This window comes from Exiguobacterium sp. UBA6309 (assembly GCF_002439205.1).
Classification (GTDB): Bacteria; Bacillota; Bacilli; order Exiguobacteriales; family Exiguobacteriaceae; genus Exiguobacterium_A.
Genome location: NZ_DJTL01000025.1, coordinates 94,389 through 121,336, shown reverse-complemented (window position 1 = coordinate 121,336; position 26,948 = coordinate 94,389). Strand labels below are relative to the sequence as shown.

Annotated in this window: 24 protein-coding genes and 1 tRNA gene; all 25 read left to right on the top strand. The window is 47.6% G+C overall.

The window, feature by feature from the left end; translation table 11 throughout:
- Positions 1-1,764 carry a succinate dehydrogenase flavoprotein subunit gene (gene sdhA / locus B3M90_RS07120; RefSeq protein ID WP_023468987.1) on the top strand — a complete coding sequence of 588 codons (1,764 nt, stop codon included), beginning with the start codon at positions 1-3 and terminating at the stop codon, positions 1,762-1,764.
- Positions 1,764-2,570: a succinate dehydrogenase iron-sulfur subunit gene (gene sdhB / locus B3M90_RS07115; RefSeq protein ID WP_023468986.1), complete on the top strand. Its 807-nt coding sequence runs from the start codon at positions 1,764-1,766 to the stop codon at positions 2,568-2,570. Before sdhA ends, sdhB begins: the two co-directional genes overlap by 1 nt.
- A gap of 56 nt (positions 2,571-2,626) precedes the next feature.
- On the top strand, positions 2,627-3,082 hold the full coding sequence (locus B3M90_RS07110; RefSeq protein ID WP_290755031.1) for an acyl-CoA thioesterase: 456 nt from the start codon (positions 2,627-2,629) through the stop codon (positions 3,080-3,082).
- A gap of 65 nt (positions 3,083-3,147) precedes the next feature.
- Positions 3,148-3,411, top strand: coding sequence for a phosphocarrier protein HPr (locus tag B3M90_RS07105; protein WP_012371023.1), 264 nt, complete (start codon positions 3,148-3,150; stop codon positions 3,409-3,411).
- Between the two features lie 86 nt (positions 3,412-3,497).
- Positions 3,498-4,304 (top strand): glutamate racemase, encoded by an 807-nt coding sequence (gene racE / locus B3M90_RS07100; RefSeq protein WP_290783171.1) that lies wholly within the window; start codon positions 3,498-3,500, stop codon positions 4,302-4,304.
- On the top strand, positions 4,305-5,060 hold the full coding sequence (gene rph / locus B3M90_RS07095; RefSeq protein ID WP_214852967.1) for a ribonuclease PH: 756 nt from the start codon (positions 4,305-4,307) through the stop codon (positions 5,058-5,060).
- Positions 5,057-5,650, top strand: a complete 594-nt coding sequence (locus tag B3M90_RS07090) for an XTP/dITP diphosphatase (RefSeq protein ID WP_035406397.1) — start codon at positions 5,057-5,059, stop codon at positions 5,648-5,650. Before rph ends, B3M90_RS07090 begins: the two co-directional genes overlap by 4 nt.
- 5 nt (positions 5,651-5,655) lie before the next feature.
- Positions 5,656-6,165, top strand: a complete 510-nt coding sequence (locus tag B3M90_RS07085) for a metallophosphoesterase family protein (RefSeq protein ID WP_214852973.1) — start codon at positions 5,656-5,658, stop codon at positions 6,163-6,165.
- Between the two features lie 73 nt (positions 6,166-6,238).
- Positions 6,239-6,312: transfer RNA gene (locus B3M90_RS07080), tRNA-Arg, on the top strand.
- Between the two features lie 102 nt (positions 6,313-6,414).
- Entirely contained in the window at positions 6,415-6,939 is a 525-nt protein-coding gene (locus B3M90_RS07075; protein ID WP_290783169.1) for a hypothetical protein, read from the top strand.
- Positions 6,940-6,965: 26 nt separating this feature from the next.
- Positions 6,966-7,952, top strand: a complete 987-nt coding sequence (locus tag B3M90_RS07070) for a hypothetical protein (RefSeq protein ID WP_290755026.1) — start codon at positions 6,966-6,968, stop codon at positions 7,950-7,952.
- Positions 7,953-8,062: 110 nt separating this feature from the next.
- Positions 8,063-9,355, top strand: a complete 1,293-nt coding sequence (gene tig, locus B3M90_RS07065; protein WP_290772025.1) for a trigger factor — start codon at positions 8,063-8,065, stop codon at positions 9,353-9,355.
- Positions 9,356-9,589: 234 nt separating this feature from the next.
- Positions 9,590-10,855, top strand: coding sequence for an ATP-dependent protease ATP-binding subunit ClpX (clpX, locus tag B3M90_RS07060; RefSeq protein WP_290783166.1), 1,266 nt, complete (start codon positions 9,590-9,592; stop codon positions 10,853-10,855).
- A gap of 69 nt (positions 10,856-10,924) precedes the next feature.
- Complete coding sequence (gene lon / locus B3M90_RS07055; RefSeq protein ID WP_214852982.1) at positions 10,925-13,234, top strand: endopeptidase La; 2,310 nt, start codon at positions 10,925-10,927, stop codon at positions 13,232-13,234.
- Between the two features lies 1 nt (position 13,235).
- On the top strand, positions 13,236-13,817 hold the full coding sequence (gene yihA / locus B3M90_RS07050) for a ribosome biogenesis GTP-binding protein YihA/YsxC (RefSeq protein ID WP_023468975.1): 582 nt from the start codon (positions 13,236-13,238) through the stop codon (positions 13,815-13,817).
- Positions 13,818-14,000: 183 nt separating this feature from the next.
- A complete protein-coding gene (locus tag B3M90_RS07045; protein ID WP_290755022.1) occupies positions 14,001-17,048 on the top strand; it encodes a hypothetical protein in 3,048 nt (1,015 codons plus the stop codon).
- The gene (locus B3M90_RS07040; RefSeq protein WP_214852987.1) at positions 17,049-17,795 is read left to right on the top strand and encodes a response regulator; all 747 of its coding nucleotides are present in this window, start codon (positions 17,049-17,051) and stop codon (positions 17,793-17,795) included.
- The gene (locus tag B3M90_RS07035; protein ID WP_214852990.1) at positions 17,792-18,814 is read left to right on the top strand and encodes a HEAT repeat domain-containing protein; all 1,023 of its coding nucleotides are present in this window, start codon (positions 17,792-17,794) and stop codon (positions 18,812-18,814) included. Before B3M90_RS07040 ends, B3M90_RS07035 begins: the two co-directional genes overlap by 4 nt.
- Positions 18,804-20,237 carry a glycosyltransferase family 2 protein gene (locus B3M90_RS07030; RefSeq protein WP_056062594.1) on the top strand — a complete coding sequence of 478 codons (1,434 nt, stop codon included), beginning with the start codon at positions 18,804-18,806 and terminating at the stop codon, positions 20,235-20,237. The genes B3M90_RS07035 and B3M90_RS07030 overlap by 11 nt, the downstream gene beginning before the upstream one ends.
- Before the next feature lie 27 nt (positions 20,238-20,264).
- On the top strand, positions 20,265-21,407 hold the full coding sequence (locus B3M90_RS07025; protein WP_052018986.1) for an AI-2E family transporter: 1,143 nt from the start codon (positions 20,265-20,267) through the stop codon (positions 21,405-21,407).
- 214 nt (positions 21,408-21,621) lie between these two features.
- Positions 21,622-22,962, top strand: coding sequence for a glutamyl-tRNA reductase (hemA, locus tag B3M90_RS07020; protein ID WP_035406423.1), 1,341 nt, complete (start codon positions 21,622-21,624; stop codon positions 22,960-22,962).
- A gap of 83 nt (positions 22,963-23,045) precedes the next feature.
- Entirely contained in the window at positions 23,046-23,972 is a 927-nt protein-coding gene (hemC, locus tag B3M90_RS07015) for a hydroxymethylbilane synthase (protein ID WP_214852993.1), read from the top strand.
- Positions 23,938-24,642, top strand: coding sequence for a uroporphyrinogen-III synthase (locus B3M90_RS07010; protein WP_290783162.1), 705 nt, complete (start codon positions 23,938-23,940; stop codon positions 24,640-24,642). The genes hemC and B3M90_RS07010 overlap by 35 nt, the downstream gene beginning before the upstream one ends.
- Entirely contained in the window at positions 24,639-25,628 is a 990-nt protein-coding gene (gene hemB, locus B3M90_RS07005) for a porphobilinogen synthase (RefSeq protein WP_023468970.1), read from the top strand. Before B3M90_RS07010 ends, hemB begins: the two co-directional genes overlap by 4 nt.
- The gene (hemL, locus tag B3M90_RS07000) at positions 25,625-26,935 is read left to right on the top strand and encodes a glutamate-1-semialdehyde 2,1-aminomutase (RefSeq protein ID WP_290755011.1); all 1,311 of its coding nucleotides are present in this window, start codon (positions 25,625-25,627) and stop codon (positions 26,933-26,935) included. Before hemB ends, hemL begins: the two co-directional genes overlap by 4 nt.
- Positions 26,936-26,948 lie beyond the last annotated feature (13 nt).

Here is a 26,948-nt window from a genome sequence, read left to right as displayed (position 1 = left end):
ATGGCGAACAAGAATCTTGTCATCATCGGCGGAGGGCTTGCCGGTCTGATGGCTACGATAAAAGCAGCAGAGCAAGGCGTACCAGTTAAGTTATTCTCGCTCGTACCCGTCAAACGCTCACACTCTGTTTGTGCACAAGGTGGCATCAACGGAGCAGTCAATACGAAAGGGGAAGGGGATTCACCATATCAGCATTTCGATGACACGGTATACGGTGGAGACTTCCTCGCAAATCAACCACCTGTTCAAAAAATGGCGGAAGCAGCACCGAAGATCATCCATATGTTCGACCGCATGGGTGTCATGTTCAACCGGACACCGGAAGGGTTACTCGACTTCCGACGCTTCGGAGGAACGTTGCATCACCGGACGGCATACGCGGGAGCGACGACGGGACAACAGTTATTGTACGCATTAGATGAACAGGTTCGTAAGTTCGAAGCGCAAGGTTTGGTAGAAAAATATGAAGGATGGGAATTCCTTCGTGCCATCATCGATGACAATGGCATTTGTCGTGGAGCGGTTTGTCAAAACCTCCGGACGATGGAAATCGAGGCATTTGCCGCGGATTCTGTCATCCTCGCGACAGGTGGTCCTGGGGTCATCTTCGGAAAATCGACGAACTCGGTCATTAACACAGGACAAGCGGCAGCAGCTGTCTATCGTCAAGGTGCGATCTATGCGAACGGTGAGTTCATTCAGATTCACCCGACAGCGATTCCTGGTGATGATAAATTACGTCTCATGAGTGAATCAGCACGTGGTGAGGGCGGTCGCGTCTGGACGTATAAAGACGGTAAACCTTGGTACTTCCTTGAAGAGAAATATCCGGCATACGGAAACCTTGTCCCACGAGATATCGCGACACGCGAGATTTTTGACGTCTGTGTCAATCAAAAACTCGGAGTCAACGGGGAGAACATGGTCTATCTTGATCTATCACATAAAGACGCAAAAGAACTCGACGTCAAACTCGGTGGGATCCTTGAAATCTACGAAAAGTTCGTCGGTGATGATCCACGAAAAGTACCGATGAAAATTTTCCCGGCTGTTCACTATTCAATGGGTGGACTATGGGTCGACTACGATCAGATGACGAATATTCCTGGACTATTCGCAGCAGGCGAATGTGATTATTCGATGCACGGAGGAAACCGTCTCGGAGCGAATTCACTTCTTTCTGCGGTATATGGTGGAATGGTCGCCGGACCGTCAGCGATCGCCTATATGAATGAACTTGAGACATCGGTTCATGAGATGAGCGAAGACGTCGTCGAAGCGCATAAGATCGAAGAAATCAATCGTTTTAACGATATCTTATCGATGGAAGGTACAGAAAACGCGTATCAGATCCACCGTGAACTTGGAGAAATCATGACGGATAATGTCACGGTCGTCCGTTATAACGATAAGCTCGAAGAGACACTCACGAAAATCAAGGAACTTCGTGATCGGTTCACGCGCATTTCGGCAACGGACACAGCGCGTTGGAGTAACCAAGGAGCGTCGTTCATCCGTCAGCTCGATCACATGCTCGACTTAGCCGAAGCAATTACGCTCGGTGCCTTAAAACGTGACGAGAGTCGCGGGGCGCACTACAAACCGGACTTCCCGGAACGTAATGATGAACAGTTCTTGAAGACAACGATGGCTCGTTATACGAATGGTCATCCAGAAATCTTCTATGAAGATGTCGACACGTCGTTGATTCCACCGCGGAAACGCGACTACAGTAAGAAGTCGAAGAAAGAGGTGAAAGCATAATGGCGACACCACTCGAATCATCTACTACGCAAAAATCGGTTCAATTCATCGTTCAACGTCAAGATGGACCTGATGGTAAACCGTATGATGAAGCGTTTGAAATTCCGTACCGTCCGAACATGAACGTCATCTCTGCTTTAATGGAGATTCGTCGTAATCCTGTGAATGCAGCCGGTGAAAAAACGACACCGATCAACTGGGATATGGGTTGTCTAGAAGAAGTATGTGGCGCTTGTTCCATGGTCATCAACGGTACACCACGTCAATCGTGTACGGCACTCGTCGATAAACTCGAACAACCGATCCGCCTTCAACCGATGCAGACATTCCCAATCGTTCGTGACCTTCAAGTCGACCGTCAGCGCATGTTTGATGCGTTGAAAAAAGTTAAAGCATGGGTCCCGATCGATGGAACGTATGACTTAGGTCCAGGACCACGGATGCCAGAGAACAAACGTCAATGGGCGTATGAGTTATCGAAATGTATGACATGTGGCGTGTGTCTCGAAGCATGTCCGAACGTCAACGATCGTTCGACGTTCATCGGACCAGCATCGATCTCGCAAGTTCGTCTATTCAACTCGCATCCAACAGGTGCCTTCCATAAGGAAGAACGTCTTGAAGCGTTGATGGAAGATGGCGGGATCATGCAGTGCGGTAATGCTCAAAACTGTGTCGAGGTTTGTCCGAAAGGCATTCCGCTGACGACTTCGATCGCAGCGATGAACCGTCAGACGACACTTCACTCATTCAAGAAGTTCTTCGGTAGTGACGAAGGACGGACAGGTGAAGCAGTTAGTTCATAAGTTATTAAAGAAGGAGCCTGCTCCTTCTTTTTTCATTCAGACAGGAGGAACCGATTGTGCGCGTACCAGCTTATATTTCAGAACTCGAATCATGGCTTGAACAAATGAAACATGGAACACGACTCGACGTCGCTGTTCGTTTTGCAGAGACGGATGCCTATGGTCATATGAATAACAGGGTACCGTTCATCTATTTCGAGGACGTTCGGACATTGATGTTAGAGGAGACCGGATACTCGCTTGCAGAAGACGGGATCATCGTCGTTGCGGATGCCCAGTGTAATTACATTCGCCAAGTGTATCCACGGACACGTCTCGCCGTCTATGCGTACCCAGTACATGTCGGAAGTGCATCGTGTGACGTCCATTATGCGGCATTTGATGAACAGGGTGAATTGATGTTCACAGGACGGACATCGATGGTACAAATCAATCGTGCCGGGAAAGCATTCCCATGGAGTGAGGCATATAAAAATTCCTTGCAGAATCGATTCGAATCCGTTATCATTTGATAATGAGTTCACATATTCGAAAACGACTCACTAGTACGTTATTAGTGAAGGGAGATTTCTTAATCATGGAAAAAACATTCAAAGTCATCGCGGATTCAGGCATTCACGCTCGTCCCGCTACTCAGCTCGTCAACACAGCTTCTAAATTCCAATCAGACATCAACTTGGAATACAACGGAAAGACTGTCAACTTGAAGTCAATCATGGGTGTTCTTTCACTCGGAATCGCGAAAGATTCAGATATCAAAATCGTTGCAAACGGTGACGATGCTTCTGAAGCAATCACGACTCTTTCAGATATGCTGACTAGCGAAGGTCTTGCTCAGTAATCCTGTAATCGTACATTCTCGGACGTCGGTCTTGCACCGTCGTCCTTTTTTGTTACCATAAGATTGATAGAAAGAGGTGGAGAAGAGTGAATCGAGCGATTGGAGTACTGGATTCCGGAGTCGGTGGATTGACGGTCGCACGTGAATTGATGCGACAGTTGCCCCATGAGCGAATCATCTATGTCGGGGATACACTACGTTGTCCGTATGGTCCGCGTCCAGAAGAAGAAATTCGTGAGTTTACGTGGGAGATGATTGATTATCTCGTACAACAAGATGTGAAATTGATCGTGATCGCCTGTAATACAGCTACGGCTGTCGTCTTAAAAGAAGTGCGAGAACGTTTAAATATACCTGTCATCGGTGTCATCGATCCGGGTGCCCGTGCAGCAGTCAAGGTGACACGTACGAAACGAATCGGTGTCATCGGAACGAAGATGACGATTACAAGTAATTCCTACGAGAAGGCATTACGACATGTCGAAGGACAAGTCGTCGTTGAATCGTTAGCGTGCCCGCCATTCGTTCCGCTCGTCGAGTCGATGCAGACGGATGGCGCATACGTCGAACGTGTCGTGGCGAATACGCTACGACCTTTGATGAATTACGATATGGATACACTAATACTCGGGTGCACCCATTATCCGCTTTTAGCAGATGTCATTGGACGGGTCATCGGACCAGGCGTTCAACTCATCTCTTCAGGGGATGAAACCGCACTCGAAGTAGCAGCACTACTTGACTACAACACGATTTCAGCAGATGTGACACAAACACCAGAACATCGTTATTACGCGACAGGCGATATCCGCTCATTCGACCAAATTGCAACGGACTGGCTCGATCAGCCCATTCATGCGGAGCGCATCGTCCTTGGAACGGAGGAAGATTAAATGCGGACAGACCAACGAACGGCGGACGATCTCCGTCCAGTACAGTTATCAGTTGACATCAATAAACACGCGGAAGGTTCGATTTTGATTGAACTGGGTGATACGAAAGTCCTCTGCACGGCGACCGTCGAGGAAAGGGTACCACCATTTCTACGTGGAAAACGCCAAGGCTGGATCAATGCGGAATATTCGATGTTACCGCGGGCAACCGCTCAGCGGACTGCACGAGAAGCCGTTCGCGGCAAACAGACGGGGCGGACGATGGAAATCCAACGTCTCATTAGCCGATCACTTCGGGCGGTCGTCGATTTAGAAAAACTTGGTGAACGGACGATCTGGATCGATTGTGACGTCATTCAAGCTGATGGCGGAACACGAACAGCATCGATCACCGGTGGATTTTTAGCACTCGTTCGAGCTATCGATCAACTGATTCAAGCGGGAAAATTGACCGATACACCAATCAAAGAGGGCATCGCCGCCATCTCAGTTGGAATCGTCGGATCGAATGCCTTACTTGATTTATGCTACGAAGAGGATGCTGCAGCTGAAGTCGACTTCAATCTCGTCATGACCTCATCCGGTAAAATCGTCGAGATGCAAGCAACAGGAGAAGAGTCGACCTTTTCCCGTCAAGAGATGCTCGAAATGCTCGAACTTGGGGAAAAAGGTATTAAGGAACTGATTGAAACCGGTCGCGAGGCACTCGGTGTTTCGTGGTGGTATGTAGGAGAAGAAGTGGGGGAACATAAATGAAAGTCATCGTCGCAACACATAACGCTGGTAAAGTGAAGGAACTCGAAAGCATGCTTGGGCGTCTCGGCTATACAGTCGAGTCGTTACTCGATCATGCGGATGCTAAAGAAACGGATGAGACAGGTGAAACATTCGAGGAGAATGCACTCTTAAAAGCAACAGAAGCAGCAGCCTACTTTGGTCACGCAGTACTTGCTGACGATTCAGGTCTTGAAGTCGATGCTTTAGATGGCGCTCCAGGTGTCTACTCGGCACGCTTCGCGGGTCTTGAAAAGTCGGATGCAGCGAACAACGCTCTACTACTTGAAAAGTTAGAAGGTGTTCCGGAAGAGGAGCGGACGGCACGCTTCGTTTGTGTACTCGCGCTAGCAAAACCAACAGGCGAAACATTGACGGTACGCGGAACAATGGAAGGGCGAATCGGTTTTGAAGCAACGGGATCGAACGGTTTCGGTTATGACCCTTTGTTCGTCACGGCAAGTGGACAAACGGCTGCTGAGTTGACGAAAGAAGAAAAAGCGATGATCAGTCATCGTGGCAATGCATTGCGCAAGCTCGAACAAGACTTAACTACTTTCCTAGGAGTGTGATGAAAATGAGAGCGTTGATCGTTAGTGATAGCCATGGACTAGAACAAGAACTGCTTACGATATTCGAACGGCATCAGGACGTGGATCTAGCATTTCATTGTGGAGACTCTCAATTGACGCGCGACATTGAATCGTTATATCCATATCGTGTTGTACGGGGGAACTGTGATTATGGACACGATTTCCCGGAAGAAGTCACGTCGGAAATGGACGAGCATAAGGTACTCTGTGTCCATGGACATCGTCAGGACGTCAAATATAGCCTAGATGTCTTGCAACATCATGCGAACGAAAAGCAAGCTGATATCGTTTTGTATGGTCATTCTCATGTTGCGAAGGCGGAGTATCGGGATGGTGTGTTATTCATCAATCCAGGATCGATTCGGATGCCACGCCATCGCCCAGACAAGACGTATGCGATTCTTGAAGTAGAACAAGACCGCTATTCTGTCGATTTTCTTGACATGAACGGGGATCGCGTCAATGCACTTCACCTCGACGGAACATTTTTGTAATAAAATAAATGCAATCTTTGTAATGTGATTGACACGAAAGAATTGTTCTAGTATAGTTTATTCGTGTTGACACGTCCCAATAGCTCAGCAGGATAGAGCAACGGCCTTCTAAGCCGTCGGTCGGGGGTTCGAATCCCTCTTGGGACGCTATAATTAAAATAGAGACTGCCCTTACGAGGGCGGTCTCTTTTTTTTATTTCAATTTTCGCTTATAATTAAGGTATCATGAACTTGAAAGGGATGAAAGCGATGTGGAAGAAAGTTGGAACAGTCCTGTTACTCAGTACGTTTCTTGTAGGATGTAGTGAGATTTCAAATACAGTTGATGATGCAAAACAACAGGTCAACGATGTGAAAAATAGTGTCGATTATGCTGGAGAACTTCAAGGGATTGCGAAAGATACCGCACAAGTCACGTCCGACTTATCTTCTTCTTTTAATGAAGCGGCTACGAAAGCACGCGAATCCACGAATCCGGAGCAAGCGCTCGACCAACAAATCGAAAAGTTAAAGGAAAACGGAACGATTGATCAGTTCAATCAAGAGCTGGACCAAATCGACCAACGATTGGCGGGACTTGAAAATCCACCGCAAGAGTTACAAAATTTAAGTGCAAAGCTCGAGCAGTTCGTGAATCAATCAGAAGACATCACACGACTTCTTGAAACAGACGTCTCTCTCGATACATTAAATCGTCTCGGTATCGAACAGGCAGGGAAATTACAAGATGCGATCACAAACTGGACGTCTTTGCTCGATCCGTTTACGAAATAAGTAGTTGAATGAAGGAGTGCAGGAATATGGAGACATCCCGCTGGATGGAACACGAACTAGAAGCAGAACGAGCTCGGGTCCTCCGTTTGCCGGCAGCTGAACAAGAACGGCTGGTAAAAGAATTAGAGACTGACCAATTGATAGGAGAAGATGTATTATACCGACTCTATGTCATCCAGCCGTTTTTACTGCATGACCGTGAACGATACGAGACTGTAGCAGAACGTTTTCTTGAAGTCGAGGGTGTGGAGCAAGTGCTCGCACTCTTTCTTTATGAACTCGGAGAACGGTATCCAATGAAGCTCGCTCTACGCTCGGCGTCACCGTATCTGCCGTATGGACTTGCGCTTCGATTAGACGAGATTAAACAGCGGATGACGGTGCGAGAACAAAAGACGACACCGGTTCAAAAAAACAATGTTACTCAGAGTGCCGTAACTTCTGGAACGGCGTTGATGCATGTGTTGCAACATGGAAGCTGGGTCGAACAAATGCGCCATTTGGCTGGTGCTGAATTCGAACGGACACCTGCGCTCTTTGACTACATTACACACAAGTATCTTCGTGCTCAGGATACAGAACATCAAAGCCTAATCGTCATCGATCAGTTATTAGGAAGTGTGATTGAGCATCTGTCCTATCCGGCAGACATTTATGTGCCGCATTTAGATGTACACTGGACGATCTCGACGCGTCAGGATTTAGAAGAAGTGCTGATTGCACATCAACAGGAACAACAAGCGTTACTCGCATCGATGCATACATTAGAACGAATGGATCCTTTTCGAGCCTTGCTCGTCTTGCGTTCGGACCAGTTGATTCATCTTGAAGAACGAGAAGCAATCGGGTCGGATATGGAGAAATGGCTCCTCGCATGCGAAGAACTAGCAGGGTTGTCGTTTGAAAAAGAAGAGCCGGAACGTGTCTTAAGTCCGCTAGCAAAGCGATTATATCAGGGAGTGCATATCCTCTATCCGGAAGTCATCGCATTCGAGCAAATTTACTTCGATTGAGACATCCGGAAACGATTCGTTCAACAGTGGTAATCGTCAGAACGATTGTGCTATAATGTGACTTGTTGTACACACATGTACGCTAATTGACAATTTTGGAGGGACTCAGCATGACTGCAAAATGGGAAAAACAATCAGGTAGCCTCGGCGTCCTCACGTATGAAGCGCCTGCTGAAGCATTTGATAAAGCGGTAGACCAAGCGTTCAAGAAAGTCGTTAAGACTTTGAACACACCAGGTTTCCGTAAAGGAAAAATGCCACGCGCAATGTTTAACAAAATGTACGGTGAAGAAGCACTGTACCAAGATGCACTCGATATCCTTTATAAGGACACAATCGAAGGTGCAGTCGTCGAATCAGGAATCGAGCCAATCGCGCTTGAAAACATCGACGTTGAAACACTCGAAAAAGGCAAGCCAGTCGAATTCAAAATCACGTTCGTCATCGAGCCAGAAGCTACACTCGGTGAGTACAAAGGTCTTGAGTACACAGCAGTTGAAACGAACGTTACTGACGAAGACGTCGACGCTGAACTCAAAACATTGCAAGAACGCGGTGCAGAACTCGTCGTTAAAGAAGATGGCGTCATCGAGAATGGCGATACAGTCGTATTCGACTTCGCAGGTTTCGATGGGGAAAACCAATTCGACGGCGGAACTGCTGAGAACTACTCACTCGTCATCGGTTCTGGAAACTTCATTCCTGGATTCGAAGAGCAAATGATCGGTTTAAAAACTGGCGAGCAAAAAGATCTTGAAGTGACATTCCCAGAGGAATACCACGAAGCATCACTCGCTGGAAAACCAGTTACATTCAAAGTAACAATCCATGAGGTCAAAGCGCAAGAGCTCCCTGAATTGACAGATGAGTTCGCAAAAGAGATGGATGAAGAAGTTTCTTCACTCGACGAGTTGAAAACAAAAATCCGTACGCGTCTCGAAAACACACGCAAACAAGAAGCTGATGCTTCAATGCGCGATGAGTTAGTCGAAGCGGCTACGAAAAACGCGACAGTTGATCTTCCAGAAGTCATGGTCGAAAACGAAGTCGAGCGTATGGTTCAAGAGTTCACACAACGTATTCAATCACAAGGCATCGACCTCAACATGTACTTCCAGTTGACTGGAACGACAGAAGAGGCAATGCGTTCTGAAATGAAAGAGCAAGCGGAAGAGCGCGTTAAGGCACGTCTCGTCCTTAAGCAAATCGTTGCTGACGAAAAAATCGAAGTAACAGATGAGGAAACTCAAACTGAACTTCAATCAATGTCAGAACTCTACAACATCCCTGCAGATCAACTTGAAACGATGCTTGCACCACAAGGTGGTCTTGAAACGCTTAAAGGCGATCTTCAATTCCGTAAAGCTATCGATGTTCTCGTCGACAACGCAAAAGCAAAATAAGCCATTTCATGGTTTTCGATCGACTTCAAGCCCAATTTCTGGTCTTGGAGTCGATTTTTTTGTACGATAGGTCAAACAAGGACAAACAATCCTTGGTTCAGAACATCAAACTGTAAATCGTTCGTCCAGGATTTGAAAGACTTTCCTTGTTCATGCTACAATCATAAATAGTAAAACGTGAGACGGGATGCTACAGGCATCCATACAATTTCCACGTTAAAGGGGTGGACCTTTATGTTTAAATTCAACGAAGAAAAAGGTCAGCTAAAATGTTCTTTCTGTGGAAAGACACAAGAACAAGTACGCAAACTTGTTGCTGGACCTGGCGTTTACATTTGCGACGAGTGTATCGAACTCTGCAATGAAATCGTAGAGGAAGAACTCGGTACCGAAGAAGAAGTCGAGCTGAAGAACGTTCCAAAACCGCATGAAATTCGTACGACACTTGACGATTATGTCATTGGTCAAGAGAAAGCGAAGAAATCGTTGTCTGTAGCGATGTACAATCACTACAAGCGAATTAATGCTGGTGGTCGCGCAGATGATGTCGAGCTCTCAAAATCGAACATCGTCATGATTGGACCAACAGGTAGCGGTAAGACACTTCTTGCCCAAACGATGGCACGTATCTTAAACGTACCGTTTGCGATTGCAGATGCAACAAGTTTGACGGAAGCCGGTTATGTCGGTGAAGACGTCGAGAATATCCTGTTAAAACTCATTCAAGCAGCTGACTATGATGTCGAGAAGGCTGAAAAAGGAATCATCTATATTGATGAAATCGATAAGATTGCTCGTAAATCAGAAAACCCGTCAATTACACGTGATGTTTCTGGTGAGGGTGTCCAACAAGCTTTACTGAAGATTTTGGAAGGAACTGTTGCAAGTGTACCGCCACAAGGTGGACGCAAACATCCGCATCAAGAATTCATCCAAATCGATACGACGAACATCTTGTTCATCGTTGGTGGAGCATTCGATGGTATCGATCAGTCGATCAAACGTCGTCTCGGTAAAAAAGTCATCGGCTTCGGAAACGATTCAGAGAACCGTAACCTCACACAAAAAGAAATTCTAGCAGCCGCATTGCCAGAAGATCTTCAAAAGTTTGGTTTGATTCCTGAGTTCATCGGTCGTTTGCCAGTCATGGCAACACTCGAGCCACTCGATGAAGAGGCACTCGTTCAAATCTTGACGAAACCGAAAAACGCCCTCGTGAAACAATATAAGAAAATGCTTCAACTTGATGATGTCGAACTCGACTTCACGGAAGATGCACTTCTTGAGATTTCGAAGCTCGCAATCGAACGTAAAACAGGTGCGCGTGGTCTTCGTTCAATCATCGAAGAAACTATGCTAGATATCATGTTCGAAATTCCATCGCGTGAAGACATCGCGAAAGTCATCATTACAGCAGAAACGTTGACTGGTAAGCGCGGTCCAACGCTTGAGCTGAAAGATGGTACAATTGAACATGGGAAAGAAAAAGAAACGGCGTAACACCGTGACAAATCGGCTCGGAGGCTACTTGTACGCCTTTCCGAGTCTTTTTGTTTAGGAGGAATTCGAATGAAGAAAAAACAATATCCACTTTTACCGTTACGCGGTGTCGTCGCGTATCCGTTGATCGGATTGACGATTGATGTCGGGCGTCCGGTATCCTTAAAAGCCTTACTTGCATCAAAGGAACACGAGATCGATCTCGTCGTCGTCACGCAACGTGATCCAGAAGCAGAGCCGTCTGTAGACGGGTTGCATCAGGTCGGTACACTTGTTCAAATCGCGAAGATGAGTGAACTTGGGAATGATACAGTTCGTGTCCGCGTTATCGGGAAGGAACGCGTCCGGATTGAAAACGTTGAGGAGACGGACGAAGGGTATCAAACAGTCATCGAACCAATCGAGAAGATGGACATCAAAGGGGCGAAACAAGAAGCGCTCGTTCGTCTAATTAAAGAACAGTTCGGTCAACTCGTCTCTCGGATCAAAGGAATCGGCACGGATGAGCGTCGTCGGTTCGAGACCTATGAACGTCTCGACTCATTGACGGACTATATCACATCGAAGTTACCGATCGATATCTCGAAGAAACAGGAGTTCCTCGAACAACAGGATCCGGTCGAACGGGGATTGATGCTGCTTGACGTCATGAAACATGAATATGAAGTCGTCGAACTCGAACGTGAGATGCGTGAACGGACGAAGAAGACGATTGAACAATCGCAACGCGAGTATTACTTGCGGGAACAATTGAAGACGATTCAACAAGAACTCGGTGGCGAGTCGACATCCGTTGAAAGCGATGCGACGAAATACCGGGAGCAACTGTCCATGCTTGATTTACCGGAAACGACGGTTGCGAACGTCGAGAAGGAAATCAGTCGTTTAGCTGTCGTACCGGCGACAAGTCCCGAACATGGGGTCATCCGCAACTATCTCGAATGGTTCTTCTCGTTACCATGGAATGAGGCAACCGATGATTTCTTGAACGTTTCAGCTGCTTCGGAACAGCTTGAAAAGGATCATTACGGTCTAGAAAAGGTCAAAGAACGAATTCTTGAGTATCTCGCCGTTCGTCAATTGACGGATTCGCTACGGGGTCCGATTCTCTGTCTTTCTGGTCCTCCGGGGGTCGGGAAAACGTCGCTTGCTCGTTCGATCGCAACAGCGCTCGAGCGGAAGTTTGTCCGCGTCTCACTTGGTGGCGTGCGCGATGAAGCGGAGATCCGTGGACATCGCCGGACGTATATCGGTGCGATGCCAGGTCGAATCATCCGCGGTTTAAAACAAGCAGGAACGAATAACCCGGTCTTCTTACTGGATGAGATTGATAAGATGTCAAATGACTTCCGTGGTGACCCATCGTCCGCGATGCTTGAAGTTCTTGATCCGGAACAAAACAACAGCTTCTCCGATCACTACATCGAAGAACCGTTCGATTTATCAAATGTCCTCTTCATTGCGACAGCAAATGATGTCTCGAACATCCCAGGACCGTTGCTCGACCGAATGGAACTGATTCAGATTGGTGGCTATACGGAACAAGAGAAGACGGAAATTGCCGTTCGTCATCTATTATCGAAGCAACTTGCTGAACACGGTCTGAAAAAGAGTCAATTGACGGTCAAAGCAGACGCGCTAGAAGAAGTCGTTCGTCGTTATACACGAGAAGCCGGTGTCCGTAATCTTGAACGTGTCCTCGGCTCACTTTGCCGGAAAGCAGCAAAACAAATCGCGATGGGTGAGAAGAAGCGGGTGACGGTGACGAAGCGTAATCTAGATGATTTCTTAGGTAAACCGATCTACCGTTATGGTCAAGGCGAGCTAGAAGATATGATTGGCGCAGTGACTGGTTTAGCGTATACTGCTTTTGGGGGCGATACGTTGACGATCGAAGTCAGTCTTGCTCCGGGTAAAGGGAAACTGCAGTTAACCGGGAAACTCGGTGACGTCATGCAAGAGTCCGCTCAGACTGCGTACAGTTTCGTCCGAGCAAATGCGACGTCCCTTGGCATCGAACCGAACTTCTACGAAACACAAGACATCCACATCCACGTCCCTGAAGGTGCTGTACCAAAAGATGGTCCATCTGCTGGTATTACACTGGCAACAGCACTGATTTCCGCCTTGACGAAGCGTCCGGTTCGCCGGGACGTCGGGATGACAGGTGAAATCACACTACGCGGACGGGTCTTACCGATCGGTGGACTAAAGGAAAAGTCACTCGCAGCACATCGTGCGGGCTTGACGACCGTTCTTCTACCACAAGATAATACGCGGGACATCGATGATATCCCGGAAAGCGTCCGCGCAGGAATGGAATTCATTCCGGTCGCGACGATGGAGCAAGTGCTCGAACATGCATTAAAAGGAGAGTAACATGAAAATTTATAAAGCTGATTTTATTACGAGTGGTGTTAATCCGGAACATTATCCGGAGCCATTGTTGCCAGAAGTGGCACTCGCAGGGCGATCGAATGTCGGAAAGTCCTCTTTCATCAATAAACTGGTTCAGCGAAAAGCACTCGCGCGGACATCTTCGAAACCAGGTAAAACGCAAACCTTGAACTTCTTTAACATCAATGATGAAGTCATGTTCGTCGATGTACCGGGTTACGGGTATGCGAAAGTCTCGAAGACGGAGCGTGAAGCGTGGGGCAAGATGATGGAGAAGTACTTCACACAACGTGAAATCCTCAAAGGTGTCGTACAGCTCGTCGACATCCGACACGATCCGTCTGCGGATGATGTGACGATGTACGATTTCTTGAAGTATTACGATCTACCGGTCATCGTCGTTGCGACAAAACTCGATAAAATCAAAAAGAGTCAACGTGATAAACATATCGCGGCAATCAAACGTAAATTGCAATTTGATGGTCAAGATACCTTAATTCCTTTCTCATCTGAGACAGGAGAAGGCGTCGATGCCGCATGGGAAGCGATTTATCGTCTTCTGTAAAAAACGAAACGTTCTGTTCTCCTACAATAGGAGAGCAGGACGTTTTTTTTATGAGGGTTAAAGTAATCTAAAAATAGCATCTAATTATTTCCTTACAACATTTTTGATTTCCATTATATGAACATCATTTGATTCACGTTACAATGATAGGAACAAATTGTTCTAGTGGGAGGCTATGCCAATATGAGGCGTTATAAATGGACGTTCGCAATCGTCGTCTTACTCATTCTGACACCATTTGCCATTTGGTTCTTGAAGCAGGAAAAGACATTAGACATTGCGCTATTTGATTACACGAACGGAACGGAAGAGCGAGAGCATGCCGGAACGACGTGGTTATTGAATCACTTAAAGATCCGAAATACGCAAGGGCAAGATTATACGTATTCGGACTACATCAACCGGTATGATGGTACACAAGGTAAAAAAATGTTACAACAAGCCTCTAAAGCAGATGTGCTGTTGTTTACGGATACGTACGGAAAATCATATGACGTCAACGGGAAAAAAGAACATCGTGGTGGCTTGACGACAGAAGACGTCGAACTAGCAACTGAAGCGATTTCGCAAGGAAAAACCGTCGTGGCGGAATTTAATACAGCAGCAAGTCCGACGTCAGTCGAGCGGTCCAGTGCGTTTCGACAATTATTCGGAACGGCTTGGACAGGATGGATAGGTCGATTTTTTCCAGATTTAACAAAACTGCAAGGTCTTGAGAAAAACGTCGTAGCTCAATTAAAAACACAAGCGAAAGAAAAAGAGTTCAAACTATCAGGTCCGGGTTATGTTTTTATTAATGATTCGACCGAAAAAGCTTTTTTCGTCAATGATGACACTCCTTTACTTTACAAGTGGGATCAAAATAAGGGGAATGCAAAAGATGAGGTCCGTTATAACTACTGGTTCGAGATTCTTGAACTAGATGGCGGGAAACAACAAGCGCATTTCTCTTGGAATCCTTCGAAACAGACACAAGCAATGCTTCGAAAATACCAGTTGCCGCTTGAGTTTCCAGCGTATGTCACGCAAGGAAGTGGTCACTATTTTGCCGGTGATTATACGGACGTCGCGGATATCCCACGTTATTATCGATACAGTGGTCTCGATTGGTTCCGCAAACAGTTCATCCTCGATAGTGCGGAAAGTGAATCGGCGTTCTTCTGGAAGATTTACGCCCCGACGCTGACGCGGATTCTTGAAGATACGAAACGGATCTCGACACAAACTGCGAAGATCAAACCACTTTCACAAACGAAGGTCGGTAATCAAGAGTTGCGGACCCGAGCTCGTGAAGGACAGGACACGCTTGAGATGTATCAAGATGGTGAATGGAAGCCGTACTTCGTTAAGGGTGTCAACATTGGACTTGGTCGACCAGGTGCATTTCCCGGGGAACATGCCATCAGCCGAAACGAATATGATCGTTGGTTGAAGGAAATCGGAGCGATGGGGGTCAATACGATTCGTGTGTACACGTTGCACCCTCCTGCTTTTTACGATGCATTAAAAGCTTACAACGAACAGGCGAAACAACCGATTTATCTCATGCAAGGCATGTGGGTCGAAGAGAAGCCGTTCGAGGAACTAAAAAATGCATTTGATCCAAAGTTCATGAAGATGACAGATACGGAAGCAAAACGAATGGTTGACGTCATTCATGGAAACGCAGTCGTTAAAGAAGTTGTTGGTCATGCTTCCGGAACATACACTTCAGACGTCTCGCAATACGTTTCAGCATTTGTCTTCGGAATCGAATGGTTACCGGAAGCTGTCGTTGAAACAAATAAAAAGAACAAAGGAACACGTTTCGAAGGACAATATGTAACGACGACGAAAGAAGCGTCTCCTTTCGAATCGTGGTTAGCAGGTCGGATGGATACGGCGACTGCACACGAAATCAAAGAGTACGGCACAACACGACCAATCGGTTCGACGAACTGGCCGACGACGGATCCGTTGAAACACCCAAAAGAGATTGAGGAAGAACAGGACCTCGTCTCCATTGATTTCAATCACTTAAAAGCAACGAAGGATTTCCCGGGTGGCTTGTTCGCGTCTTACCACATCTATCCGTACTATCCTTCGTTCATAAAGGAAGAGTACAGTCAAAAAACGGACAAAGGATCTGAATCGTATGCCCGTTACTTGAAGAAGATGAAGGATTATCATGATATGCCGCTACTTGTATCAGAATTCGGAATTCCGAGTTCTCGCGGGAAGACGCACCTCGGACCAAATGGTTTCGATCAAGGGCATGTCAGTGAGAAGAAACAAGGCGAACTCGTCGCACAACTCTATCAAGACATTAAAGACGTCAAAACAGCCGGTGGACTCGTCTTCATCTGGCAAGATGAATGGTTCAAACGGACGTGGAACACGATGGATTATGATGATGCCAATACGCGTCCCCGTTGGTCGAATGTCCAGACGAGCGAACAACATTTCGGTATGCTTGGTTTCCTGCGTTCAGATATCGTCATTGACGGGAAATTGGATGATTGGAAAGGGTATGCACCAGTCGCTGAAAATAAGGATCAAGCGATATATATGACATCCGACGAAGCCTATCTCTATTTGCGTATCGACCGGAAAAAAGCAGAGCCGACGACACTTGCGCTATCGACGAAACCGAACGATGGGAATACGAAAGTCGGTCCGTTGATGCTTGACGAAGGAGCGGAATATCGCCTGACGATCGATCAGAAGGCGCGCATCGATGTCGATGCTCGTTATGATATCTTCCGTTATCACTATGGTCTCAAGATGCCGTTTGAGATGGTAAAACCACCGTCTGATCAAAAAGACAGCGGTAAGTTCGTTCCAATTTATCAAATGCTCGATTATGCAAGACGCGACCCGGTGACGAAAAAAATCGTCAAACCAGCCGTCAAGTGGGACACGGGTGTTTTACATGAAGGAGAACCAGACGATATCTTGACAGATATCTCAGATATCACGAAACCAACCGTAGAGCTCCGTATTCCATGGATGGTCTTGAATATGCGAGACCCTAGTAAACATGAAATCATCGGTGACTTCTGGAAAGATGGATTAGAAGCGAAGATGATTACGGAAGGAATCGAAGTCACAGGTCAAGTTGGTGAGACACGTATCCCTGAAAAGGATCGTGGTTTCTACAACTGGGCAGAGTGGACGAATCCGCAACAGCGAGAAGAACTGAAACCTGTCTATCGGACGATGAAAAAAGCATTCACTGAGGGAGGAAACTAAATGCGACGTGAAGAGATGTGGAAAATAATCAATCAGTCGTTTGAATCAACAAGTCAAGATCGTGAAGTCAGTTCGTCGATTGAATGGACGGAAGAAACCGTCCGGCAATCGTCGACGAATACCTTGTTCGTGCACACAGTTGGACGAATGCCGGAGACGGTCAATGGTCTGATCGAAGAGGGATGGTGCGTGCAAACGGACATCTCTTATGCCGATGTCGTTCTCGCAAGCGAACCTGTCATCGAGGAACGAATTCCCGTCGTGTATTTTAATACGGAGACCTCTTTCTATGGTTTAGAAAATGCGCGAGAAATTCTACCGGCGACACTATCGCGGGAGCTTGTCCTTGACCGGCTAGCGCGTTATAAGAAAATCCATCATATCGCGGATGTCGTCGTCGTAACGGAAGATCCGCATATCCGTCGGATGATGGAACGGGAACTGACGGAACGCTTCGAACGGTTCGTCACATTCGAACGAGCAGAGACATTCCTTGACGAGTACGTAGCATCCCGTCCGTACTTACTCGTGTTTACGTCAGCATTACCACGAGCAGATGGGCTGGAATTACTACTGCGAGCAAAACAACAGAGTGTCGCACCGTTCCAATCGATGATGATCTCGATGTACAACCGTGAACGCGATCATGTTCTTGCGATTGACCGAGGTGTTGATTATATTATGACCCTTCCCTTAAAAATCGAAGAATTCCGCGCGTGGATTCGAAAAGTTGAGGATGGCCGATGATGCAGGCGATTCTAGTATTTATCGTTGTACTCGTTTTCTTACAAGGTGGAGCATTGGTCTATCTCGTCGTTCAAAAACGAAAACGTGCCAACCGCGAGCATTCCCGTAGCGATTGGCAACTTGCTTTTCGAGATGACATCTACGACTATGCGACAGGTGAACGTCAGGACATGCCGACGGTTCAAAAAGGAAACGAGGATTTAGCTGAGCTTGAGCTCTTCGCACTGTCTAACTTGACGGCAACACCGGCACATCTCGAACGAGTGCAAGCTTTTGTCGCTGCTAATATGCAAGCCTATTACGAACAACAATTGAAGCATCACCGTATTGACCGTCGCTTGAACGCTTATGAGGCCGTCTCTCAATTCCGTTTGGTAGCAGTCGCACCGATGATTCATGCGCGTTGGGGAAACACGATTGAAAAAGAAGAGAGCGATGTCATCGTTCGGACCCTCGTCTCACTATCACCGCAAGATGCAATCGCCATCGCCAAGCAAGAAAATGGGATTAGTTTCTTCGGTGCGATTCTTGCGGTCGGTCGTAGTCAAGACTTAGAGGAATGGGTGGCTGTGTTTGAAGAATTGACACTGTCTTTTAAGTTAGCGATCCTTCAGTTGATCTTTGATCGCGATGAGACACGTTATATCGCACTCGTTCGTGACAAGACGACAGATGAAAATCCAGAAATCCGAAAACGTGCCCTTCGTGCGCTCACGCGAATCGGGCTTGAGGAGGACTGGAAGTTATATGTGCCTTACTTGGAAGAAGAATCAAGTTGGGTTGAGCAAATGCTTGCCCTTCGTTTCTTAGAACATGTCGTTCCAGCCGATGCGATACCAGCGATCTTGCCGTTTGTCGGTAGTCGATCGTGGTGGGTCCGGACGGCTGCCTTTGATGCGCTGCTTGCTTGTGGCGGGATCGAACAATTGGCGAAGGTATCAAGTACACATCCCGACCGCTATGCACGTCAAAAAGCTACAGAACGGTTGGCAAAGGAGATGAAGCATCATGTCGTCTGAGACAATCCAAGCCATTATTGAAGTCCTTTCATGGACAGTGTTGATTTATATGTTACTCGTCATCGTGTTCTATTCGATGCTTTACCTGATTTCAGCTCAAATGGTGCGACGGCAACGCTTCCGTCGGAAAGAGAGCTCTTACTTGCCACTGATGCGCTCTCTCTATACACGGCCGGTCAGTATCCTTGTACCAGCGTACAATGAGGAATATACGATCGTCTCGAGTGTCCAAGCTTTGCTAGCACTTGACTATCCGGAGCATGAAGTCATCGTCATCAATGATGGTTCAAAGGACGGAACGATGGACGAATTGTTCCGATCGTATGAGCTGGAGAAGGAAATCCGCTATCCGAGGATTCTAATCGGTTCGAAGCCGGTCAAACAAGTCTACCGTTCGCGGATCGATAGTCGTTTGATCGTTATCGATAAAGAGAATGGTGGAAAGGCGGATGCCTTGAATGCCGGTATCGACCATTCCAGTTATCCGTATTTCTGCTCGCTTGACGCGGATTCGATTTTAGAGCGGGATGCCCTATTAAAAGTCATGAAACCGATCGTCGAGTCCGACGAAGAGGTCGTCGCGACATGCGGTTCAATCTTCCTCGTCAATGGCTGTACGATTGAAGGTGGTGAAATCGTCGAGATTCGGACACCAAAACAACGGATCGTCTTGATGCAGATGATTGAATATTTCCGAGCATTCTTATTTGGCCGCCTTGGACTTAGCCGTTTCAACATCTTATTGATTGTCTCTGGTGCGTTCGGTCTGTTCCAAAAGAACATCGTTGTCCAGGCAGGTGGATATAAGGAAGGACTTGTCGGTGAGGATATGGAACTTGTCGTTCGTTTGCACCGATACATGAAGGAAAATAAACTCGATAAACGCATCGAGTACGTTCCGGCACCAGTCTGTTGGACGCAAGCTCCGGAGTCAATGGAAGTGTTGCGGTCGCAACGGACACGTTGGCACCGTGGGCTAGCTGAGACACTCTGGACGCATAAGCGCATGATCGGTAATCCGAAATATGGTTCTGTTGGTGGCGTTTCGATGCTATATTTCTTTTTGATTGAATTACTCGGACCTATCGTTGAACTGATCGGATATTTCATCATTCCGCTCAACCTGCTCGTCGGGACGCTTAACTTTGAATTTGGTATCGTCTTATTGGTCGTCGCCTTACTCTATGGTTCCTTATTATCAGCAGGTGCCGTATTATTGGAAGAGTGGACGATGCACCGATTCAAGAACGTCAAAGAATTGATTCGGTTGTATTTATGGTCCTTGACCGAGTCGTTCTGGTACCGTCCGATTTTAGTCTTCTTCAAACTAGGTGGATTGATTCAATTCTTGACTGGTCGAGGAAACTGGGGACAGATGGAGCGCCAACGCCTCGAAGACGTCACCGAGGAAAAAGTCGGCTGACGAATAGGTATGAGGAGGATATGCTAGGTGGATTTGTTACGAAACAAATGGTTTAAAGCATTAATTTGGGTATTAGTGATTTTTCTTGTCATCTGGGTCGGTACAAAGATCTCATTTTTATTCCAGCCGATAAAAGTCATGCTGGCATTGATCTTCCCACCGCTCATTATTGCGGGTATTTTCTATTACTTCACGCTCGGGATCGTAGATGCGTTACAAAAACGAGTCAAGAAACGTGGTCTTGCCGTGTTGATCGTTTTACTTGGTTTCATCACGATCCTGACGATCGCCGTCGCTTCAATCGGACCGATCTTAGTTGAGCAGGTGACAGATTTTGCAACGAGCATTCCGACGCTCGTCATCGAATTGCGTGATCAAACGTTAAATTTACGCGATCAGCTGATGGACAATCGTTTTATCTCGACCTGGGTACATGAGAATACAGATTTATTTGATAAGTGGACGAATGAAGCGACATCGTATGTCGGTACCGTCTTCAAGTCCGTCTCGACGTCCGTTGGAACGATTTTCGGTGTCATCTCTTCGACGGTCTTAATCATCGTCTTAGTGCCGTTCATCTTAGTGTATATGTTGCTTGACGGGTATAAATTCCCTGACTCCGTCGTGAAATTGTTACCGCGTAGCTACGAAACGGAAACGCGTAAAATTCTGCACGACATGCACGTGACAGTAAAGCATTACGTCAACGGACAGGTCATCGTCTCAATCTGCGTCGGTGTGATGTCCTTGATCGGCTTTTTCATTGCTGACATTCAATATGCGTTATTGCTTGCCTTATTCTGTACGGTGACGAACATCATCCCGTATCTTGGACCTTACATCGGTGCCGTCCCGGCAGTCATTGTCGGATTCATTGATGATCCGATCAAAGCGGTCTATGCGATCATCACGATCGTCGTCGCGCAACAAATCGAATCGAACTTGATTTCTCCTTACGTTCAAGGAAAAACACTCAAGGTCCATCCCCTGACGATCATCATCGTTTTGCTAGTTGCCGGGAAAATCGGTGGCATCATCGGTGTCATCTTGGCAGTTCCGACCTATGCGGTCTCAAAAGTCGTCATTCAGAACATCGCTCGGATTTATCGTTTACGTCAGCAACGTCTCGACGTACCGGACGTGACGGTATCACCTGAATCGTTGAAGTAAAGTGTAACCCTCTGCTCTTTTTAGGAGCAGAGGGTTTGTGATTTTTACGGGAGAGGGATAAGGTAGAAGAAGAGAAAAAATGAAGAAGATTTCACAACTTCGACTCATTTTAGTTTATAAATTGATTGGAATCTTTTTTATAATGGTTATAATGTAGGATAGAGAACGAAAAGATAGATCGGAACGAAATCTTTGGACGTAAGGGGTAGAGCGCATGCATATCGTAGTGGTCGGCTTGAATAACAAAACAGCGCCTGTATCAATACGCGAACAAGTCTCATTTGGGGAGCATGAGATGAAGGGAGCGGTCGTCGCATTGCGCGATGAAAAAAGTATCTTTGAAAGTGTCATCGTCTCGACATGTAACCGGACGGAACTGTACGTCGTGACGGATCAGCCACATACAGGACGGTATTATACAAAACGTTTCCTTGCAAACTGGTTTGGTTTGACGATGGAAGAGCTCGAGCCGTATCTCTTCATCCATGAAGGATTCGATGCGATGAAACATCTGTTCCGCGTGACAAGTGGTCTTGATTCAATGATCGTCGGTGAAACGCAAATCCTTGGTCAGGTCAAGACAAGCTTCTTCATGGCACAGAAGCTTGAAACGACAGGAACGGTCTTTAACAAACTCTTCAAAGAAGCGGTCACGCTCGCCAAACGGGCTCACGCAGAAACTGGAATCGGTGAAAATGCCGTTTCTGTCAGTGCTGCTGCCGTCACGCTTGCCGAACAGTTACTCGGATCGCTTGAAGATAAATCGATTGTCGTCATCGGTGCGGGAGAAACTGGCGAATTGACGACGCTCAACTTATATGAAGCAGGAGCTCGTGACATCACGGTCTTTAACCGAACGCTCGCCAAAGCAGAAGAGGTCGCGAATCGGTTCGAAGGATCAGCGCATTCGATTAATGAAATGCAGTGCGGTTTGCTTCGGGCAGACATCGTCATTTCTTCAACAGGTGCAAAACGTGCCATCATCAAACGGGAAGACATCGCAGCAGCACAGCTGTTCCGTCACGATCGTCCATTCTTGTTGATTGACATCGCAGTACCGCGCGACATCGAACCGACCGTTGGTGACTTGCCAGGCGTTCATTTATATGATGTCGATGATCTGACATCGATCGTCCAGCAAAACATGGCGGAACGGATGAAGGAAGCGGCGAAAATCGAACAACGAATCGAAGCGGCAATCGCTGAGTTCGAAGGGTGGATGACGACACTTGGTGTCGTGCCGATCATCACGGAATTACGAGACCAAGCATTGCGGATTCAACAAGAGACAATGCAAAGCTTGGAACGGAAATTACCGGAGATGTCAAAACGTGAAAAAACCGTCATTGGTAAACACATGAAATCCATCATCAATCAATTGTTGCGTGAACCGCTATCTTACATCAAAGATGCGGCAGCGAAACCGGATGCTGATGAGCGGATTGCGCAGTTCATGGATACGTTCGCATTAAACGAAGACTTGTTTGATGGGCTCGAAGATGAAATCGTGACGTCAGAAGAGACGACACCTTCAGCAAAAGCTGTGAACCGGTGAACAAAGTACGATTTGTGTTACAATAGAAAATGCATGGGGCGGACTTGTGCCGCCCCTTTATCATTGTACAGGGGGATTTTAGCATGCGAAAAATCATTGTTGGATCGCGAAGCTCGAAGCTAGCGATGACACAGACGAAATGGGTCATTGATCAGTTGAAACAAGCCGGCGCGCCGTATGAGTTCGAAATCAAGAACATCATCACAAAAGGAGACCGCATTTTGGATGTGACGCTCTCAAAAGTCGGTGGTAAAGGGTTATTCGTAAAAGAGATCGAACAGCAGATGATTGACGAAGAAATCGATTTTGCTGTTCACAGCATGAAGGATTTACCGTCTGAACTACCGGATGGTCTCATCATCGGTGCCACACCAGCGCGTGTCGATGCGCGTGATGCCTTGATCACGAAAACAGGAGAAGGTCTTGCTTCCTTGCCAGAAGGTGCGGTTGTCGGCACGAGCAGCTTACGTCGTGGATCACAATTGCTAAAACTCCGCCCTGATTTAAAAATCGAATCGATTCGCGGGAACATCGATACACGACTTGATAAATTAAAAAATGGTCCGTTTGACGGGATTCTGCTTGCAGCAGCTGGTCTAAAACGGATGGGTTGGTCTGAAGACGTCGTCTCGGAATATCTCTCGACAGATGACATGATTCCAGCCGTCGGTCAAGGAATCCTCGGTATCGAATGTCGCGAACATGACCAAGAAGTACGTGACCTTCTGCACCTGATTCATGATCAGATGACGGAAAAAGTAGCTTACGCAGAGCGCGCTTTCTTAGCGGCGATCGAAGGTAGCTGTCACGTTCCTGTTGGTGGATTCGCAACGATCAACGAAGACATGTCAACGACACTTGTTGGATTCATCGGATCCGTCGATGGAGAGCAAATCCTAATCGAGCGCGAATCAGGTCTTGACCCGATGCAACTCGGTCAAGACGTTGCCGAACGTCTGCTTGCTTCGGGCGGTCGTGAGATTCTCGCGACACTTCCGGATGACTTGTAAGCAGGTACTCTTCACGGGCAGTCGACCACCGACGACCGAGCAGATGGCGCGACTGCGCGCCGTTGCGATCGAGTCGGTGCACTATCCTGTCATTGAAACGCGACCGGTTTCGTTTACGTTGCCAAGGGGAATTGATTGGCTCATCGTGACGAGTCCGAATGGTGTCCACCGGATTGCTGATGCGTTGCCTGAATTAGCTGCAACGCGTATCGCGGTCGTCGGACGAAAGACGGCAGACGCACTTGCGAAGTACGGTCGAACAGCCGACTTCTGTCCGTCGACCTTTACAGGAGATGCACTCGTCGCAGAACTCGTACCATACTTGTCTGACGGCGATCATATCGTTTTTGCGCGAGGGAACCGCTCGCGGCAAGCACCGGTCGATCAGTTACGAAAACTGAATCGATATACGATCGAGGATATCATCACCTATGAAACCGTCACTCGTCGGCTACCTGAAGCACTTGTCAAAACAGCCACCTATATTGGACTGCAGAGTCCTTCCGCTGTCGAAGCGATTGCTCCGCTAGACCCGAAGACGACCTTCATCGTCATCGGGACGATCACGGAGCAAGCAGCTAAAGCAGCCGGACTTCAACCGATCCATGTCGCCCGTGAATTCACGGTGGACGGCATGATTGATCGTATCATTGAGGAGGAATCAGCATGAACACATTAGAATACGCACGTCACCGTCGTTTGCGCCATACCGCATCACTCCGGTCACTCGTCCGCGAGAACCAGTTGCATAAATCAGATTTGATTTATCCGATCTTCGTCGCTGAAGGTGAAGATATTAAACGCGAAGTCAGTTCGATGCCAGGCGTCTTCAACTTATCACTTGATCATCTGACGGCTGAGATTGAAGAAGTCGTCGCACTCGGAATCGAATCTGTCATTTTATTCGGTGTCCCGCACGACCACTTGAAAGACGAGCAAGGATCAGGTGCGTTTCACGATCACGGGATCGTTCAAGAAGCGACACGTCTCGTCAAAAAGGTTGCCCCGCAGCTAACGGTCATCGCCGACACATGCTTATGTGAATATACGTCGACAGGTCATTGTGGAATCGTCGCCGACGGTACGGTCGATAATGATGCGTCATTACCGCTTCACGTCAAAACAGCCATCTCACAAGCTCGAGCAGGTGCCGACGTCATCGCTCCATCATCGATGATGGACGGATTCGTCGCAGCGATTCGTCAAGGATTAGACGAGAACGGCTTCAGCCATATTCCGGTCATGAGCTATGGTGTTAAATACGCGTCTGCTTATTACGGCCCATTCCGTGACGCGGCAAACTCGGCACCGGGAGAAGGCGACCGGAAAGGTTATCAAATGGATCCAGCAAACCGTCGCGAAGCGTTCCGCGAAGCAACAGCGGACGTCGATCAAGGAGCTGACTTCATGATCGTCAAACCTGCACTTGCGTTCATGGATATCATTCGTGATGTGCGCGAGCGAATCGATCTACCAATCGTTGCGTATAACGTATCGGGTGAGTATGCAATGGTCAAAGCCGCTGCCTTGAACGGCTGGATCGACGAAGAACGAATCGTCCTTGAGACGATGCTTGGCTTTAAACGAGCAGGCGCTGATTTAATCATCACCTATTTCGCAAAAGACATTTGTCGTTACCTGGAGGGGTCGAAATGAGCTTAATTAACCAGAACTCAAAATCAAAAGAAGCATTCGAGCGGGCACTCCCGCTCATGCCGGGTGGTGTCAACAGTCCGGTCCGTGCTTATAAATCGGTCGGGATGACACCGATTTTCGCAGATCATGCGAAAGGATCAAAGCTCTATGATATCGACGGAAAAGAGTATATCGATTATGTCCTGTCATGGGGACCAATGATTCTCGGTCATGCCGATCCAATCGTCACTTCAGCGATCCAAGAACAAGCGACACGTGGCTGGAGCTACGGGACACCAACGGAAATCGAATCAGCGATGGCGGAAGTCGTCATCAGTCGGGTGCCGTCGGTCGAAGTCGTCCGGATGGTCAACTCAGGGACTGAAGCAACGATGGCAGCGCTTCGTCTCGCACGTGGCTACACAGGTCGGACGAAAATCCTCAAGTTCGAAGGCTGTTACCATGGTCACGGTGACTCGCTCTTGATCAAAGCAGGTTCAGGTGTCGCGACACTCGGATTACCGGATTCACCAGGCGTTCCGGCGCAAATCGCGAGCATGACGCTGACAGTTCCGTACAACGATTTGGATGCTGTCCGGATCGCGTTTGAAAAACACGGCGACGATATCGCTGGTGTCATCGTCGAACCGGCTGCTGGGAACATGGGCTTCGTGCCACCAGAACCAGGCTTCCTCGAAGGCTTACGGGAAATCACGTCGGAAAACGGCGCTTTATTGATCTTTGACGAAGTCATGACCGGTTTCCGTGTCGGATTCCACTGTGCGCAAGGACACTTCGGTGTCACACCGGACATCACATGTCTCGGTAAAGTCATCGGCGGTGGCATGCCAGTCGGGGCTTACGGCGGACGTCGTGACATCATGGAACAGATCGCACCACAAGGTCCAATCTATCAAGCGGGTACATTATCCGGGAACCCACTCGCGATGGCAGCGGGTCTAGCGACATTGACACAATTGAAACCAGAGCACTATGAAGAGTTCGACCGGAAAGCAAGCCGTTTGTCGGAAGGTTACCTGAACGCTGCGGCGAAATACAACATTCCGCTGACGACGAACCGTGCAGGCGCGATGTTCGGTGTCTTCTTCACGAATGAACGCGTCACGAACTTCGAAAAAGCGAAAACATCGAACCTTGAGATGTTCCGTTCGTATTATCAAAAGATGGCGGCGCGTGGTGTCTTCTTACCACCATCACAATTTGAAGGTCTCTTCCTGTCGATCGCTCATACGGATGAAGACATCGAGCGGACGATCGAAGCCGTCGAATTGACGTTCAAGGAACTCCAAGTTGAATTTGGTCGTTAAGCAGTTCTTGACG

Excerpts from the sequence above, each read along its gene's own strand:
- sdhA (WP_023468987.1), top strand. The coding sequence starts at position 1 with ATGGCGAACAAGAATCTTGTCATCATCGGCGGAGGGCTTGCCGGTCTG.
- sdhB (WP_023468986.1), top strand. The coding sequence starts at position 1,764 with ATGGCGACACCACTCGAATCATCTACTACGCAAAAATCGGTTCAATTC.
- B3M90_RS07105 (WP_012371023.1), top strand. The coding sequence starts at position 3,148 with ATGGAAAAAACATTCAAAGTCATCGCGGATTCAGGCATTCACGCTCGT.
- rph (WP_214852967.1), top strand. The coding sequence starts at position 4,305 with ATGCGGACAGACCAACGAACGGCGGACGATCTCCGTCCAGTACAGTTA.
- B3M90_RS07090 (WP_035406397.1), top strand. The coding sequence starts at position 5,057 with ATGAAAGTCATCGTCGCAACACATAACGCTGGTAAAGTGAAGGAACTC.
- B3M90_RS07085 (WP_214852973.1), top strand. The coding sequence starts at position 5,656 with ATGAGAGCGTTGATCGTTAGTGATAGCCATGGACTAGAACAAGAACTG.
- B3M90_RS07075 (WP_290783169.1), top strand. The coding sequence starts at position 6,415 with ATGTGGAAGAAAGTTGGAACAGTCCTGTTACTCAGTACGTTTCTTGTA.
- B3M90_RS07070 (WP_290755026.1), top strand. The coding sequence starts at position 6,966 with ATGGAGACATCCCGCTGGATGGAACACGAACTAGAAGCAGAACGAGCT.
- tig (WP_290772025.1), top strand. The coding sequence starts at position 8,063 with ATGACTGCAAAATGGGAAAAACAATCAGGTAGCCTCGGCGTCCTCACG.
- clpX (WP_290783166.1), top strand. The coding sequence starts at position 9,590 with ATGTTTAAATTCAACGAAGAAAAAGGTCAGCTAAAATGTTCTTTCTGT.
- lon (WP_214852982.1), top strand. The coding sequence starts at position 10,925 with ATGAAGAAAAAACAATATCCACTTTTACCGTTACGCGGTGTCGTCGCG.
- yihA (WP_023468975.1), top strand. The coding sequence starts at position 13,236 with ATGAAAATTTATAAAGCTGATTTTATTACGAGTGGTGTTAATCCGGAA.
- B3M90_RS07045 (WP_290755022.1), top strand. The coding sequence starts at position 14,001 with ATGAGGCGTTATAAATGGACGTTCGCAATCGTCGTCTTACTCATTCTG.
- B3M90_RS07040 (WP_214852987.1), top strand. The coding sequence starts at position 17,049 with ATGCGACGTGAAGAGATGTGGAAAATAATCAATCAGTCGTTTGAATCA.
- B3M90_RS07035 (WP_214852990.1), top strand. The coding sequence starts at position 17,792 with ATGATGCAGGCGATTCTAGTATTTATCGTTGTACTCGTTTTCTTACAA.
- B3M90_RS07030 (WP_056062594.1), top strand. The coding sequence starts at position 18,804 with ATGTCGTCTGAGACAATCCAAGCCATTATTGAAGTCCTTTCATGGACA.
- hemA (WP_035406423.1), top strand. The coding sequence starts at position 21,622 with ATGCATATCGTAGTGGTCGGCTTGAATAACAAAACAGCGCCTGTATCA.
- hemC (WP_214852993.1), top strand. The coding sequence starts at position 23,046 with ATGCGAAAAATCATTGTTGGATCGCGAAGCTCGAAGCTAGCGATGACA.
- hemB (WP_023468970.1), top strand. The coding sequence starts at position 24,639 with ATGAACACATTAGAATACGCACGTCACCGTCGTTTGCGCCATACCGCA.
- hemL (WP_290755011.1), top strand. The coding sequence starts at position 25,625 with ATGAGCTTAATTAACCAGAACTCAAAATCAAAAGAAGCATTCGAGCGG.